Origin of the sequence: Bacillus sp. AR2-1 (genome assembly GCF_008368755.1) — a bacterium.
Taxonomy (GTDB): Bacteria; Bacillota; Bacilli; order Bacillales; family Bacillaceae_G; genus Bacillus_A; species Bacillus_A wiedmannii.
Map to the genome: position 1 here is coordinate 67,311 of NZ_QORY01000011.1, position 16,252 is coordinate 83,562.

16 protein-coding genes and 1 pseudogene are annotated in these 16,252 nt (G+C 37.1%); 6 read left to right on the plus strand and 11 right to left on the minus strand.

Going from position 1 to position 16,252, the window contains the following annotated elements; translation table 11 throughout:
- The first annotated feature begins 44 nt into the window (after positions 1-44).
- Together DT250_RS14295 and pepF are read left to right on the plus strand one after the other, a co-directional pair.
- Positions 45-1,289: a competence protein CoiA gene (locus DT250_RS14295; RefSeq protein WP_149213208.1), complete on the plus strand. Its 1,245-nt coding sequence runs from the start codon at positions 45-47 to the stop codon at positions 1,287-1,289.
- Between the two features lie 50 nt (positions 1,290-1,339).
- Positions 1,340-3,166, plus strand: a complete 1,827-nt coding sequence (pepF, locus tag DT250_RS14300) for an oligoendopeptidase F (protein WP_149213209.1) — start codon at positions 1,340-1,342, stop codon at positions 3,164-3,166.
- Positions 3,167-3,294: 128 nt separating this feature from the next.
- Here the strand turns inward: pepF and DT250_RS31670 are convergent, their stop codons facing one another.
- From DT250_RS31670 to DT250_RS14315, 4 genes are all read right to left on the minus strand, one after another.
- Positions 3,295-3,468: a hypothetical protein gene (locus tag DT250_RS31670; RefSeq protein ID WP_046957017.1), complete on the minus strand. Its 174-nt coding sequence runs from the start codon at positions 3,466-3,468 to the stop codon at positions 3,295-3,297.
- A gap of 230 nt (positions 3,469-3,698) precedes the next feature.
- On the minus strand, positions 3,699-4,592 hold the full coding sequence (locus DT250_RS14305) for a ClpXP adapter SpxH family protein (protein WP_097906723.1): 894 nt from the start codon (positions 4,590-4,592) through the stop codon (positions 3,699-3,701).
- Entirely contained in the window at positions 4,592-4,990 is a 399-nt protein-coding gene (locus DT250_RS14310; RefSeq protein ID WP_000043382.1) for a globin domain-containing protein, read from the minus strand. Before DT250_RS14310 ends, DT250_RS14305 begins: the two co-directional genes overlap by 1 nt.
- Positions 4,991-5,170: 180 nt before the next feature.
- A complete protein-coding gene (locus DT250_RS14315; protein WP_098857318.1) occupies positions 5,171-5,749 on the minus strand; it encodes a CYTH domain-containing protein in 579 nt (192 codons plus the stop codon).
- 146 nt (positions 5,750-5,895) lie between these two features.
- On the opposite strand from DT250_RS14315, the gene DT250_RS14320 reads away from it, so the two are divergent.
- Genes DT250_RS14320 through DT250_RS14335 form a run of 4 tightly spaced genes read left to right on the plus strand, consistent with a single transcriptional unit; the run spans position 5,896 to position 8,661 of the window.
- A complete protein-coding gene (locus DT250_RS14320; RefSeq protein ID WP_001179996.1) occupies positions 5,896-6,267 on the plus strand; it encodes a UPF0738 family protein in 372 nt (123 codons plus the stop codon).
- A 30-nt stretch (positions 6,268-6,297) separates the two neighbouring features.
- Complete coding sequence (gene yjbM, locus DT250_RS14325; RefSeq protein ID WP_001081480.1) at positions 6,298-6,936, plus strand: GTP diphosphokinase; 639 nt, start codon at positions 6,298-6,300, stop codon at positions 6,934-6,936.
- Positions 6,937-6,954: 18 nt separating this feature from the next.
- The gene (locus tag DT250_RS14330) at positions 6,955-7,752 is read left to right on the plus strand and encodes an NAD kinase (RefSeq protein ID WP_000673190.1); all 798 of its coding nucleotides are present in this window, start codon (positions 6,955-6,957) and stop codon (positions 7,750-7,752) included.
- Positions 7,753-7,767: 15 nt separating this feature from the next.
- Positions 7,768-8,661 (plus strand): RluA family pseudouridine synthase, encoded by an 894-nt coding sequence (locus tag DT250_RS14335; RefSeq protein ID WP_087984736.1) that lies wholly within the window; start codon positions 7,768-7,770, stop codon positions 8,659-8,661.
- Between the two features lie 48 nt (positions 8,662-8,709).
- On the opposite strand, the gene DT250_RS14340 is transcribed toward DT250_RS14335, so the two are convergent.
- The 7 genes and pseudogenes from DT250_RS14340 to DT250_RS14370 form a co-directional block, all read right to left on the minus strand.
- Entirely contained in the window at positions 8,710-10,098 is a 1,389-nt protein-coding gene (locus tag DT250_RS14340; protein WP_075308426.1) for a peptidase G2 autoproteolytic cleavage domain-containing protein, read from the minus strand.
- Positions 10,099-10,252: 154 nt separating this feature from the next.
- Positions 10,253-10,993, minus strand: coding sequence for a bis(5'-nucleosyl)-tetraphosphatase PrpE (gene prpE / locus DT250_RS14345; protein WP_149213210.1), 741 nt, complete (start codon positions 10,991-10,993; stop codon positions 10,253-10,255).
- Positions 10,994-11,067: 74 nt separating this feature from the next.
- Positions 11,068-12,228 carry an FtsW/RodA/SpoVE family cell cycle protein gene (locus DT250_RS14350; RefSeq protein WP_149213211.1) on the minus strand — a complete coding sequence of 387 codons (1,161 nt, stop codon included), beginning with the start codon at positions 12,226-12,228 and terminating at the stop codon, positions 11,068-11,070.
- A 146-nt stretch (positions 12,229-12,374) separates the two neighbouring features.
- Positions 12,375-13,310, minus strand: a complete 936-nt coding sequence (locus DT250_RS14355; RefSeq protein WP_149213212.1) for a glycosyltransferase family 2 protein — start codon at positions 13,308-13,310, stop codon at positions 12,375-12,377.
- A gap of 6 nt (positions 13,311-13,316) precedes the next feature.
- Positions 13,317-14,075: a class I SAM-dependent methyltransferase gene (locus tag DT250_RS14360; RefSeq protein WP_149213213.1), complete on the minus strand. Its 759-nt coding sequence runs from the start codon at positions 14,073-14,075 to the stop codon at positions 13,317-13,319.
- A 141-nt stretch (positions 14,076-14,216) separates the two neighbouring features.
- Entirely contained in the window at positions 14,217-15,062 is an 846-nt protein-coding gene (locus DT250_RS14365) for a TylF/MycF family methyltransferase (protein ID WP_149213214.1), read from the minus strand.
- A 122-nt stretch (positions 15,063-15,184) separates the two neighbouring features.
- Positions 15,185-16,212, minus strand: a pseudogene (locus tag DT250_RS14370) (BclA C-terminal domain-containing protein).
- Positions 16,213-16,252 lie beyond the last annotated feature (40 nt).

The following is a 16,252-nucleotide window of genomic DNA, read 5'->3' on the forward strand; positions in this document are numbered from 1 at the left end:
AAGGAATTTGTAATAAATTGTAGAATATAAGGAGCTGAAAGGGTGTGATTCCGATGTTTATCGCCAAAAGAGAAAACGGAGAAAAAATCCATCTACTCTATCATCATGATGAAGAGCTTTTACATCGTATGCGTAAAAAGGAAAGCTTCTTTTGCATAGCTTGCGGGAAGGAAGTGCAAATGAAATTAGGGAAACAAAAAAGTTGGCATTTTGCTCATAAGAAAATGGACGCGTGTCTTGCCTTTTATGAAGCAGAATCTATGTATCATATGCACGGTAAAGAATTGTTATATAGGTGGTTCAAACGTCAAAACTTTCCTGTGTATATAGAGCACTATCTTCCAGAAATTCAGCAACGACCAGATATTTTCATAGAGAGAGCAGGGAGAACAATTGCGATTGAATACCAATGCGCCAATCTCTCTATAGAGCAGCTGTACAAACGAACCTATTCGTATTGGCGAGCGGGTATACAGGTCATTTGGATCATTGGTGGAAATCAATTGAAAAGGCAATCAGCATATTGGATGAAATTCTCCTCACTTATGGCTTTCTCCTTACAATCTTATCCTCAGCCATTTCTTATTTTCTTCTGTTCGAAACAAAAATCATTTATGAAATGCGCGTTTCTCACTTCATTTTCTACAAGCGTCTCTTTCTCACATATTATCTATTTACCAACTGAAACGACTACTTTTGAAAGGCTCTTTTCTCCCGTCTCTTTCCGAAAAGAAACATTAGGTGAGGAATGGAAAAAGCGAAAGAGCTATTTTCGGCAAAATGCTCTGCCGATTTGGAATTACAATCATAAGTCACTATTACGCCTTTTATATCAATGTAAATGTACCCCAGCACATTTTCCTTCTGAAATCGGTGTGCCACTCCCGTCCTCATTTGCTTTTCAAACAAATCCATTTATATGGCAAGCTTTTCTATATATAAAATGTATAGGTGAGCTTACGGTAGGGGAATGTATTTCCCTTCAATATGTATGTAGTTATGTGAAAACGTATACGAAAAGGCGCATGCTCCCGTACTTTTCACGGCATATATGGAAAGTAGCAGTTGCTGAATATATGACATTTTTATGTTATGCAGGTGTATTGCAGAAAGTAGGGACTTATAAGTACCGGAAAAAAAGAGAAGTAGTTATGTTAAAAACAGAGGAGGAAGTTATAAAATATGATGAAATTTGCTTAACGTATGCCTTATCTTTATTTGAGGCAAAGTACAACATGAGAGAAGGAAAAGGGGATATAATAAAGACTGATCGTGAAGGAATTACATAAGAAAAATCGAATTGTATGTAAGTAGAGATATTTAAAGGAGGGCTTAAAGGATGTCTGAACAAAACACAGCAAAAACATTACCAAATCGCAAAGAGATTGAAGAATCAAGTACGTGGCGACTAGAAGATATTTTCCAAACAGATGCAGAATGGGAAAAAGAATTCCAAGCCATTAAAGAGCTATTACCGAAGTTAACTGAATTTAAAGGGAAACTTGGTGACTCTGCGAACAATTTACTTGAAGCATTGCAATATGAAGACGAAATTTCAATGCGATTAGGTAAGCTATATACATATGCACATATGCGTTACGATCAAGATACAACAAACTCTGTGTATCAAGCATTAAATGACCGCGCAACAAATTTATATTCACAAGTATCTAGTAGCACAGCATATATTGTGCCTGAGATTTTATCGATTTCAGAAGATACACTGCAAACATTCTTGACAGAAAATAGAGACTTAAGTGTATATGAACATGCATTAGAAGAAATTACGCGTCAACGCCCGCACGTATTATCTGAAGCGGAAGAGGCTCTATTAGCAGAAGCATCTGAAGTAATGAGTGCGTCAAGTAATACATTTGGTATGTTGAATAATGCGGATTTGAAATTCCCATCTATTAAAGGTGAGGATGGAGAAGAAGTGGAAATTACACATGGTCGTTACATTCAGTTTTTAGAAAGTGATGATCGTCGTGTGCGCGAAGATGCATTCAAAGCTGTATATGAAACGTACGGAAAATATAAGAACACATTTGCAAGCACGTTAAGCGGAGCAGTGAAGCGTAATAATTTCAATGCGCGTGTTCGTAAATACGATTCTGCACGTCAAGCAGCATTAAGTAATAATAATATTCCTGAAGCGGTGTATGATCAACTTGTTGAATCTGTAAATGATAATTTACACTTGCTACATCGTTACATTGATATTCGTAAGCGTGCACTAGGACTTGATGAGCTTCATATGTATGATTTATATACACCACTTGTACCAGAAGTGAAAATGAACGTGAAGTATGAAGAAGCACAAGACATGTTATTAAAGTCTTTAAACGTACTTGGTGATGAGTATGTTGACATTTTAAAAGAAGCATATGAAAATCGCTGGGTAGATGTGTATGAGAATAAAGGAAAGCGAAGCGGAGCATATTCATCTGGTGCATATGGAACAAATCCGTATATTTTAATGAACTGGCATGATAATGTAAATAATTTATATACACTTGCTCATGAGTTCGGTCATTCCGTGCATAGTTACTATACAAGAAAGACGCAGCCGCACGTATACGGTGATTATTCAATCTTCGTTGCGGAAGTAGCATCAACTTGTAATGAAGCACTTCTAAACGATTATTTATTAAAAACGACAGAAGATAAGAAAGAGCGTCTATACTTATTAAATCATTATTTAGAAGGATTTCGTGGTACTGTATTCCGTCAAACGATGTTCGCAGAGTTTGAGCATATTATTCATAAGAAAGTACAAGAAGGACATGCGGTTACGCCAGACATGTTAACGGAGATCTACTATGATTTAAATAAGAAATATTTCGGTGATGCTTTAGTAATCGATGAAGAAATTGGCTTAGAGTGGTCGCGTATTCCGCACTTCTACTACAACTATTACGTATACCAATACGCAACAGGATTTAGTGCAGCAACGGCTTTATCTAAACAAATTTTAGAAGAGGGGCAACCAGCAGTAGAACGTTACATTAATGAGTTCTTAAAAGCAGGAAGCTCAGATTATCCAATTGAAGTGCTGAAAAAAGCTGGAGTAGATATGGCATCTCCAGAACCGGTAAAAGAAGCGCTACAAGTATTTGAAGAGAAATTAAATGAATTAGAAGCATTATTATTTGAAGAGAAGTAATTGTAAAGACGAGGAATTTACCTCGTCTTTTTTGTTTTAAATATTTTTGTCGATATTTGTCGAATGAATAAGGTGAATTTCTTTCTTTTTTCTAAATTAGAAGGCAGTTTTACAGGTGATTTTTGTAGTTAAAACCCTTTAAATCGTTTTTTATGGTTGAAATAAGAGAGAGCGATGACAATGACTCCAAATAAAAGAGGGAAGGCAATAATTTTAGGAAAAGCTTGTAGTAGAGAGAGGATGTACAAGAAAAAAGAAACGATGACAGCTAGCAAGATAAGTAAAATATACGTTTTTTTCATACGGAACACCTCCAAAATAGCTTTTTTATAGCTTATTCAGAAATGAAAACGTTTAGAATGTGACAAAAGTGTGAAATTCGACAAAAGGGGTTGTCATCTGACGTCGAATCTTGTAATATAATAAGCGTGAACGAATTCACATACAAACATATACCCCTTTGTTTGAACGTGAAAATTTCTCCCATCCCCTTTAATATTTTTATAAGCCGTAAAGAAGAAGACCTGGTGTTTTACACCAGGTCTTTTTCTTTTGCTATCCATTTCCAATAACGCTCACATTTTACGTCAATCATTTGTACTTTTCGTTTCAGTTGTAATTTTTTCAGTTCACGCTCGATCTCTTGCTGCGAGCAGTCATATATAAATGCTACTTCTTTTGAAGATATAAATTGCGTTGCTTCTAGTAACACTTCTAAAGGTGGTAATGGTTCTGGCTCGATGTCACATTTTACAAGTTCTTTCAATAATTGTACGTATACGTCGTAGGAATAAGTTCCAGCGATTTTAATACCTTCTTCATCTGAATTCGCGTGAAAGAATACGAGAGAAGGTATTTCTGTAATGTGCATCTCATTTGTAAATTTTAAGTCACATTGGAAAGCTTTTTTTGCGCTAGCGGAATGTAGGTCTTTTTTAAATTCTTCTACATCAATATCGCTATCTCTTGCACATGCAAGTAATAATTCGCAGTCAGGGTTTGATACATTTTCAAGGAAAATGTATTCTTGGAGTTTTCGCAAAAACTTCGAACCTGCTTTTCGGCCCTGTAACTCCGCTGCCTTAATTGCCATCGAAACTAAATATGGTGTTGACGATGCTTCTTGCATATGTACCTTTCCATCACATGAAAAACCTTGTAAACTTGTTGTCTTTTCCCACACAAATCGAATATTAGCAGGTTTATTCCATTTGTGTGAGGAAGCGTTCGTTCCATCCACTTTTCCTGTTACGATATGACGAATAGAGAAGTATTTCCCGTATTCAAGCCATAGTTTAATAATAAAAGGCTCAATTTCCCAGCAATCTTTACAAAGTGGATCAATAAATAAATATGCTTCTACAGACTTATGCTCACATGCGGAAGGAGATGGCATATTTATATGCGTTGCTTCCTGCTTATCCATTACACTTCACCTGTTTCGTTTGGAGTATTAACCATATGCTGAGCAGTTAACGCTAAACGTTCAAAAACGAACTCTCTTATATGACCGTGCACTCCTGTGTCATCCATTGCTTGCTCCATACATGATAGCCAAGCCTCTGCTCGTTTTGGAGTAATCTCAAACGGAAGATGGCGTGCTCTTAACATAGGATGACCATGTTCTTCAGTGTACAAATTAGGACCACCTAAATATTGCGTTAAAAATTGTTTCTGCTTCCTAGCGGTTTCTGTTAAATCATCCGGGAAGATGGGAGATAGGTCAGGGTGTTTACTGACATAGGAATAAAACGTGTCTACTAATATTGCAATGCATTGTTCACCGCCAATTGCTTCAAATGGTGTCATCGGTTGCTTGCTCATCCTTTATAAACTCCTTTTTCCATGAAATGTATATCTATTGTAGCAATGGAATGTTCTAGAGGGCAAATAAACAGCCTTCATAACGTTCTTTGCTTATTTTTCAAATGTAAAAGAATCTTTTCCTTTTAAAAAGTGAGATATATCCACTAGTAGAACGTATTCACTAGTGGAATTTTCACTTTAGCGTGCTTTGTTTTGTTTGGCAAGGAAAAAGCGTTTTACTTTATTATTTGTATGACGGATTGGTATGTCGTGCTGTTTTAATAAATGAATAAATGCAGCTTTTCCTGTTTCTTCATCTTGCACTTCAAATTCAATTTCATAATCATCGTGATTGTAATAGAAACTATGATCAAAGACAAGCGTTCCGCCTTCAAATAGTGTTTCGGCTCTTTCAGTTGTTAAACTACCCATATAAGTTAAAGTGGAAACAGGAATTTGTAATTTGTGTAGTTGATCCATTACAGCCCCTGGAATGATTCCGTTTGTTTCCATCATCATTCTTGCTTCGTCTTCTGTTACGACTTGATGTGTTTCTAACAAGCCGATTTCTGCAGGTTGTTTCAATGTTAATGTATAAGTTTCTCCTTTATGACGAATACGAAGTGCAGAGCCAGCTTCTTTTAACGAGAAGCCCGGTGTTTCAAAGTAGTGATTCACCTGTTTCGTAAATACCTCAATAGAGAATGATTTACATAATGTATTGAATTCTTCTTCTGTAACAATATTTTTAAATTCAATTTCAATTTCTTGTGTCATTGTATGCGCGCTCCTTTTAAAAAATAATTCTTTACACATTATCGCTTTTTCATAAATTTGGTTCAATGTTTTATTTGTTTGCGTCCATGTTATGATACAATAATACTGTTAAGTAAGACAGGAAGTTGAGATGGAGGAGTTAGAGCATGCAAAATAAAATTCAAGTTAAGAGCGTAGAAAAGAGAGAGAATGCGCTTATTTTTTGTGCGGAAAATAATGAAATAGAGGTAAAGGAGTTAAGTGCGCGTAATCACGTACTTGTAGACTCAGACAATTTATCATTTTTATATATTTTAGAAAACGAATCATCTTTCATTTATGTAAGTATTCCGCACACATGCTGGGAAGCAATGCATGAAGCGATGAATAACGATATAGTAATGTTCGTTCGTGTGAATGACGTTGAAATGGAATTAGAAAATTTAAAAGAAGAAGTAGAATATTTAGTTGAAAATATTGAAGGTAATGCAAATTACGGAGAAGAACTAGTAACTGCTGTAGAAAAAGTATTTCTATAAGCAAATGGATTGATTTTGGTGGTGGTTGAAATGAATCGAAATTGGGAAGAATTTTTAGCACCTTACCATCAAGCGGTGGCAGAGCTGAAAGTGAAACTAAAAGGAATGCGTACTCAATTTGCAATGTTAACAGAGCATTCTCCAATTGAGTTTGTAACAGGAAGGGTAAAGTCGGTTGCTAGTATTATTGATAAAGCGGAGAAGAGAAATGTACCGCTAGATCGGCTGAGAGAAGATATGCAAGACATCGCGGGCCTTCGAATGATGTGTCAATTTGTTGATGAGATTAAGCCTGTTGTAGAATATCTTCGAAAACGAAATGACTTTGAAATCGTGGAAGAACGTGATTATGTCACGCAAAAGAAAGATAGCGGCTATCGCTCTTATCACGTTGTCATTAGTTACCCCGTTCAAACGATTCAGGGAGAAAAAAAAGTATTGGTAGAAATCCAAATACGCACGTTAGCAATGAATTTTTGGGCAACAATTGAGCATTCTTTAAATTATAAATATAGTGGACGTTTTCCTGAAGATATTAAAATACGCTTGCAACGCGCAGCGGAAGCGGCGTTTTTATTAGATGAAGAAATGTCTTCTATTCGTCTTGAGATTCAAGAAGCGCAGAAAGCTTTTTCAAGAAAACAAGAAACGAAAGATTCCGAATCATAAACTAAAGGGTGTTGGGCGATGAAATTTACAATTATGTCAAAGGGAGATCAATCATCAGATACACTGGCAAGCACGATGAAAGAATACTTGCTAGATTTTGGATTTATAATGGATGAAAAGGAACCCGATATTGTAATTTCTGTTGGGGGAGATGGAACGCTTTTATATGCATTTCATCGTTATTATAATCGATTGGATGAAACAGCATTTGTTGGTGTACATACAGGGCATTTAGGTTTCTATGCAGATTGGTTACCGACAGAAGTAGAGAAATTAGTAATTGCAATTGCTAAAACACCATTCCAAGTGGTGGAATATCCGCTTTTAGAAGTGATTATTCGCTATGTGAATGGGAGTAAAGAGTCACAGTATTTGGCGATGAATGAAGCAACTGTTAAAAGTGCGGAAGGTACATTAGTAACAGAAGTGGAAATACGCGGAGAGTACTTTGAAACGTTCCGCGGGGATGGCCTTTGTATTTCTACTCCTTCGGGAAGTACTGCGTATAATAAGGCGCTTGGCGGAGCTATTATTCACCCTTCTATTGAAGCGATTCAAATTGCAGAAATGGCATCTATTAATAACCGTGTGTTTCGTACTGTAGGCTCGCCACTCGTATTGCCGAAGCATCATACATGTGTGTTGAAGCCGGCTGCAGGAATGAACTTACAAATTACGGTGGACCATTTAACGATGGTTCATCAAGATGTGAAATCAATCCAGTATCGCGTTGCAAACGAGAAAGTACGATTTGTTCGTTTCCGTCCGTTCCCGTTCTGGAAACGAGTTCGTGACTCGTTTGTTGCAGATAAATAGAAAGGGTTTATATATTTGAACAGATTTACATTGAAATGGGATATAGAATCGGCTGAAGAGGGAACTTTAGTTAGAGAATTTTTAAAAACAAAAGGGATTTCTAAAGCCGCCTTAACGGATATAAAATTTCGCGGCGGAGCTATTGAAGTAAATAATCAACATGCCAGTGTTCGTCATCAGTTGCAAGCTGGTGAAGAATTACGTGTCTTTTTTCCAGTGGAAGAAAGAAGTGAAGGGATGATTAAAGAAGATATCCCTTTATGTATTGTATATGAAGATGATGCGGTTCTTGTCATAAACAAAGAGGCGAACATGTCAACGATTCCGTCTAGAGAACATCCGGCAGGTAGTGTTGCGAATGCGCTCTTATCTCATTATGATAAGCAGCATCTTGCAAGTACGGTGCATATCGTAACAAGATTAGATCGTGATACTTCAGGGCTTATGCTTATTGCAAAAAATCGTTTCGTGCATCATCTTTTATCGAAACAGCATCAACAAAAAGCTGTGAAAAGAACATATGAAGCAATTGTTCACGGTGAAATGATAGAACGAGAAGGAACGATTGATGCACCGATTGGACGAAAATCGGATAGCATTATTGAGCGAACCGTTTGTGAAAATGGGCAAAGAGCAGTTACTCATTTTAGAGTGATGGATAGCGCCAATCATAAGACGCATGTATCACTTGAGCTTGAGACCGGAAGAACGCATCAAATTCGTGTACATATGGCTCATATAGGCCACCCGTTACTTGGTGATGATTTATATGGAGGAAGAAGAGATGTGATAAAACGTCAAGCACTTCATAGTACATCTTTGACGTTTTATCATCCTATTTTAGAGAAGGAAATGTCTTTCACTACAACGATTCCAAGCGATATGGAAGAGGTATTAAGGTATACTTAAAAAGGGAACAAAATTCTTATGTAACGAAGAATTTTGTTTCCTTTTTTCTTAGCGGAATAATATTAAAATTTGATTTTCACCCGTGCGCTTTATAACGAAAAAGCCACTTTCGGATTTTGTAGCAATGCCATCGTTATTTGGACGACAATATCCATGCGTTTCGCAAGTGCCGTCATCGCGTACTAACATTTGTCCAATTAATCCGACAGGAAGCCACTCGGTACGATCTTTTCTTGCTATATATTTGCAAGTTGGATCCCATTCTGTATTTAAAAGAGGTTGTATGTCTTGCGATTCCGTACGTACATATTGGCGTTTTCCAAAGTTATCTGTTTTATAGCGTTTTTGCCAACTTAAAGCACCGCTATTTCCTATAAGGGCGGGGGTTGCACTAGATATTCCTAAAATGAATGAATCGTTTGAAGTAGCGATCCGAATTTTTTCTTCGCTACTAAATGTAACGAAATAACCTACATCAATAAAATTATTGTCTGTTGTTTCAAACATTTGTGCAAAATCAGTTCCACTTGCATTGTAAGAAGCGCCATCAATATACATTTCCCCATTATGAGCAAGCCACTTTGCACCGATATTATGATCGGTTTCATTTGTGCCGTTTGCAATAAACCAAGAATAAGATTCTTCTGCTGTGCCGAAGCGCCCCATAATATGGCTACCTGCAAAATGAGCTGTTGATGTATGATTACCTTCCGCATGAGAAGAGAATCCGTTAGCGATAGTCGCGGTTCCTTCTGCATGTGCTGCTTCGCCTAAAGCGATTGTATGTTTACCTTCCGCATGAGAATAAGAGCCACCTGCTGTCGTTTCACTTCCTTCACTATGGGAACTATGTCCAGTTGCTTTCGTTTTTGATCCTTCCGCATGAGAGAAAGAAGCTTTTGCGTGTGTAAGAAGTCCTTCTGCATGTGAAGCTGTACCCTCTGCATTAGAGTGAAGCCCCTCTGCATGTGCATATCGTCCCCCTTTTTTTACTTTTGTATTTTCAGGTGTAGGAGTTTGAATTATGATCGTTTTTTCTGTTTGTATATCATTGGATGGTGCTAATGCTTCTCTTATTTTTTTCACTTGATTTATAATAGCAGCTGGAATTTCTGATTCTGCTTTTTTATTTATTGCTACAGGGATGTCTTCTTCTGTATTTTTCTCTGTTTGCTCAGAAGGCACAACCTGTTCAGTGTGAGTAGAGAGAGGTTTATTTTTTTGCTGCATCTTTGTTTTTCTATTATCGATTATGCGGCTCATTACAGCATTTTCTAAAGAGACATATTTTGGTTTAGCTTTGTTTTTGGGGGAAGCCCCTTGTCCGTCCGGTTCTTCTAAAGCTGCAGCTCGAATGCTGCACCAGTTGTTAATTCCGTACATGGGTAGATAAAAAGGCGGGCATTTTCTTTTTTGTTTAGAAGATTTTTTCTTCATTCTGTCACCTCCTGCGACAGTATATGCCGTGTAATTAAAAAAAGATGCACTTTATTGCATCTTTTTTTAATTACTTTACCTAGTTTTTATAGGAGAGCCGCCTAAATGATACGATAATCCTCGTAATTTGTGAATGATATCTAAATAAGGGTCGTTATGAAATTGGGCGAAATTTCTCAGGGACAAAAGACAGGGAGGAAGGGACGGAAACGGTCTCCATTTCAGGATAACGTAGTCCGGTTAGTTTGCCACCAAATACAGCGCCAGTGTCAATATTGACTGTATGATTTACGAAGCGAGGTTCTTTAACGGGTGTATGTCCATATACAATCCAAGCTTTTCCTTTATATTCTTGTGCCCAGTCGCGACGGACAGGAGAGCCGTCAGCATGTTTTTCCCCTGTAATATCGCCATATAATACAAAGGTTTGTACTTTTTTATCTTGTCTTCCTATATAATCTTGCCGAATTCCAGCGTGACATACAATTAACCTTTTCTCATCGAGTACGTGATATAAAGGGGATTGCTCATAAAGTGTGATGAATTTTTCTTTTATAATGTTTTGTTTATGAGAAGGCAGTGCTTCATATTCGGCAACAGTTGTTTCGAGTCCATGAGCGATTGTCACATTACGCCCAAGGAAAAAACGGTATAGTTTATTACAGTGATTTCCCGGAGCGTAATAAGCTACTTTTTCATTTATGACAAGTTCCCATACAATTTCAATCATACGTAATGAATGAGGGCCGCGATCTGTAATATCACCAACAAAAGCAAGCTTACGTTGGTCAGGGTGAAACGGCAGGTCACTATTCCAGTTGTATCCGAGTTTCGTCGTTAAATCTTGAAACTCTTGAAAGCATCCATGAATATCCCCTATAATGTCAAATTTCATATTTAAACCTCCACCATATTTTTCATTAGTATATCTAAAAAAGGATAGAGATAAAAATATACTGTTTTTGCTCGTCATTTAAACATAAAGATTTTCGTTCTTGAGCGAACGTTTAAAACGAATCCAATCGCTATCATGTATGTGAGTAAGGAACTTCCTCCGTAGCTCATAAGGGGTAATGTAATTCCTGTAATAGGTAGTAATCCGATGGTCATCCCAATATTTTGAAATACTTGAAAGGTAAACATTCCGATTGTACCAGCACAGATGTAACTACCGAAAGGGTCATTACTTTCTAAAGCGATATGAATCATGCGGAAAATAAGTAGGAAAAAAAGTGAAATAATGACACTTGCACCTAAAAAGCCGAATTGCTCAGCGACATTGGTGAAAATAAAATCTGTATGTGGTTCTGGAAAGTATACTTGTCCATTTTCCCAACCTTTTCCTTGCATTTCCCCTGATCCAGTAGCTAAGAAAGCTTGTCTTAATTGATAGCCTTGCGCATCATATTTGTATGGCGCTAACCAGCCGTAGAAGCGATTTAGTTGATATTCTTGTAAAATGTGTGCTTTAAAGAATTTTGTATGAGTAAAAAAAATATACGTTAATGTAACGCCAGCTACAAAAATACCAGAAACTAATCCGAAAATAAAACGCCAACGTATACCAGAAACTAGTATCATTGCTGCGAGCATAGCTGAAATTACCATTGTGTTTCCTAAATCAGGTTCCTTTGCAATAAGTAGTAGGGGAGGCAAACTTGTTGCACATATTTTTCCGAGTAATAAAAAATCGCCGTGTATTGTTCGGAAAAAATATTTCTCATTGTGATTTGCTATAATTCGTCCGGTGACGATAATTAAAAACAATTTCATAATTTCAGAAGGCTGGAAATTTCCGATGCCTGGAAGCCTGTACCAAGCGGTCGCACCTTTTATTGTAACGGCACCTGGTACTTGAAGTTCTAGTCCAATTAGTAGTACCAGTGCAAAGCTATATAAATACCAAGCAATTTTTTGATAACGATCGAAATCGATAATCATAATAAAACCGATGGCTATAAATCCAATGAAGTACCATTGGATTTGCTTTAATACAAAATTTACATTTTGCAAAAATGGTGGTAAAGAGGCTTGTGCACTTGCAATTGCAAAGCAACTAACAGTCCCAATGGCAAATAAGATGAATAGTAATACGTAGTCTATTTGATATTGAGAATTCAGATCTTTCAATGTATGTATTCCTTTCTATTGCCTAGTAAGTACATGAATCATGTCATGATAAAAATAATATACAAGCAGACTATGCATACATTTATTCCACTATTTGTGGGAAGTCATACATCACAAAGAAGGAATAGCTCCTTCCTTGTGATGGACTATATGGCACGGAGTTCTTTTGTAATTATATTTAAACAATAGGAAAGACGTGCATGTGTATTTATATCTGGAATGAGGTTCGGAAATAGATTGTAATATTTGAACGCATTTTTATACCATCCGTAAGCTCTTATCAAACCCTTTTTATAATGTTTGGGGTCTTGTAAGAAACCATACTTTTTTGAGGTTAAAACGAGATGAGAAAAATCTTCACAGCCTTCAAGGAATTTGTGACGTACTTGCTGTCCAGAATGAACGCGGAAGGAACTTAAAGGCTCAGTGATATACATGGCATCACCTTTTGAAAGTAAATTGATCCAAGAGGCCATATCAACACTACAACCATATTTTCTGCCATTTAAAGTGCCGAAAGGTTCTGCTAATAGACTTTTTCTAAAGAGTACGATTGTAGGTTCGCCGATAATATTTTGTCCCGCCAAAAGCATACGGTTTCCAAAATCTTTCCCATTGAGTAGAGTATCTTCATCATATAATTTTTTCATGGAGGGGTGTTGTTCAATTATATCTCCATCATCATTGATCCAAGTACGATAGGATGTGATAAGTGCAAGGTTTTTATTTAAGTCTTGTTGGAAATAAAACATCATTTTTTCAATTTTATTATTACAAAATATATCATCGTCCATTAAGAAATTTATGTACTCTCCATTTGACTGTTCTAAGAGCATAAGGGAGTTATGAAATTGTCCTGGAGTAGAGGGATTTCGAATATACGTTATATGTTTATACTTATGTAAATAATGTCTGTATATTAATTTTTCTGTTTCATGATTTGTACTATCGTCTCCTACAATAATTTCAATATTGGAATACGTTTGTGCTAATGCACTTTCTAGAGCAATTTTAAAATAATGTGGTCGATTATAGGTAGGAATAAGGATGGAAACGAGAGGTGAATTTTTTATATTTTCCATATACAACTACCTTTCAGAAATTTTTTGTGTAAGAATAATATCTTGATAACTGGTGTGTTCAGTTCTGCCACACCATGAACCATAATGGGGAGGAGTCTGTACTTCTAGCCCATATTTATTTAATAGAGTACGAATATCTTCCTCAGGATAGGCAACTGCGAAATTCGGGATATCTTTATTTAGAACATAACAATTGTCAATTTGATGATAAAAACCTAACGTACTTAGTCCTGCATTTAAGTAATAGGAAGATTCAGGATTAATTAAAAAGAAAGTAATAAAACATCTTCCATCTTTTTTCAGAACTCGTGCAATCTCGCATACGTAATGTTCTAATTCTTTCGGAAGAAGATGGGTAAATACAGACGTTAAAAAAATAAAATCGAATGATTCATCTTCATATGGAAACTTGTATTGAGAAGCATCTTCTTTTCCATCGGGATTATAGAATTGGTTATATATATCGACATGTTCAAAATGGAAATTGTTACGGCGTGTTGAAATGTTATTTTTGCACCATGTAATTCCCTTGTTAAATAAGTCAAATCCATAATAAGTACCATCATCGCTTAAATAGTTCATTAATGGAACCGCCATCCGACCGATACCACAGCCTATATCTAACACTGTTTCATTTGATTTTAAATTGCCAATTTCAATAAAATACTGTATAAACTCTTTTCCAACTTTTTCAAAGTCACCACCTACATATTGAACGAGTTCTGGGGGTGGAATTAATGTGATTTTTTTCTCATTTTCGTTCATACATTCACTCCGTCCTTGTAGTAAAGTAAGAGATTTTTATTGCATATATAAGTTAATCATTTAAAGTGAGGGGAACTTTACATGATAGGTCCTTATGAATAAGTAGTGTGATAGAACCCCTCAAAAAAATAAAATTGTATTCTATTCTTTTCGCCAATAAATACCGAAATCATCAATTTGAGTCATAGGAGCTTTTATGTTTCTTTCACTTCTGAAATCTGTTACAGCCTCTGCGCATGTTATCAATCCATAATCATCAATAATAATAAAGCCACCTGTTGAAACTTTATCGTATAAATTTACAAGACTATCCATCGTTGATTCATACATATCACCATCAAGGCGAGCAATTGCAATTTTTTCTACCGGTGCTGAAGGCAATGTATCTTTAAACCAACCCTTTAAAAATTTCACCTGATCATTTAATAAATCATATTTTCTAAAGTTTTCTTGCACTGTTTCTAAAGAAACTCGTAAGTAATCGAATGTGTGCAAATAATCACTGTAATCTTTCGGATATTGTTCTAAGTTAGGTGCGGGCAGACCTTCAAACGAATCGGCAACCCATACAGTACGATCCTTAATGTTGTTTGCTTGTAAAAACCCATTCATAAAAATGCATGATCCTCCGCGCCATACACCAGTTTCAATAAAATCGCCTTCTATATTTTCCCTGACTACAGTTTCCATCGCCTCTTGTAATTGATTCATACGTTTTCGACCAACCATACTGTGTGCAGCTCTTGGCCAATCCTTGCCACCTTGACGCTCATCGTTTGAAACATTAGGATTAACGATTTTTAAATTGTGATTTTCTATATACTGCTTAAGAAATAAAGGAAGTGGAACCGTAACTGGTTCATATGATAGTTCTTTAGATATATGTAAAGAAGCAGGTAAGTATGGTTCGTATTCTAGCCATATTTCAAATAAAATTGTTTTCTTTAATAACTCAAGATAAAGCTGGACAGCCGATTTATTTTCCATATAATTGCCTCCTGAAGAATGTCATACAACATTATGACTATGTAGAAAAGAAGGATTTAATGATTGAATTTACCAATGAAAAAGCAGTAAAACTGATATCAGTTTTACTGCTAAGGAAAAAATTAAGCGATTTTTTCAATAATAATGGATGCACTCGTACCAAGAGCTAATGATAATCCAAGTCCTGTAACAATTACTTCAACTAATGATGGAGTTGTCGTAATTTGCGTAATTGCTTGAACAACGATAGGTGCTCCAACTGAGATTAAAGTCGTTCCAGTACCAGGTACAGGTACCCCATTTACTTGGATTGTAAGTCCTCCTAATAGACTTACGGCTGCAGTATATACGATAACAGTGATTTTATAGAATCCAGTTTCACTAATTACGAAAGTATCGGCATCTAATTGAGAAATTGCTGTGCCGAACTGAGATCCAACAGTATTAAATGGTACTGGAGCATTAAGTCCAAGATCCAAAGAAATTCCACCGGAGTTAAATGCATATAATCCTGCTGGAAGTCCTAGCCCTGATGGTCCAGTCGGTCCAGTTGGCCCAGTTGGTCCAGTTGGTCCAGTTGGTCCAGTTGGCCCAGTTGGTCCAGTCGGTCCGGTAGCACCAGTTGGTCCAGTCGCGCCAGTGTCTCCAGTTGGCCCAGTCGGTCCAGTAGTACCAGTGTCTCCAGTTGGCCCAGTTGGTCCAGTAGCACCAGTGTCTCCAGTTGGCCCAGTTGGTCCAGTCGTACCAGTGTCTCCAGTTGGTCCAGTCGGTCCAGTTGGTCCAGTTGGTCCAGTCGGGGTCCAGTCGGTCCAGTCGGTCCAGTCGGTCCAGTTGGTACAGTTGGCCCAGTCGGCCCAGTCGGTCCAGCCGGCCTCTACGTCCTACAAATAACGCCAGCCGGTCCAGTCGGTCCAGTTGGTCCAGTTGGTCCAGTCGGTCCAGTCGGTCCAGTCGGTCCAGTCGGTCCAGTCGGTCCAGTTGGTACAGTTGGTCCAGTCGGCCCAGTCGGTCCAGTCGGCCCAGTTGGTCCGGTAGGAAGGGTAAACGGTGGTATTGGTGGTAATGTTGGTCCTACAAGATTAGGGTCAAATGCACTAGCTGATAAAGATTCATCGGGATTCAATCCATCTGAATAATTATTATTTGACATAAATTCACCTCCATAAAGCGTTCATTATATAGTAGATGCA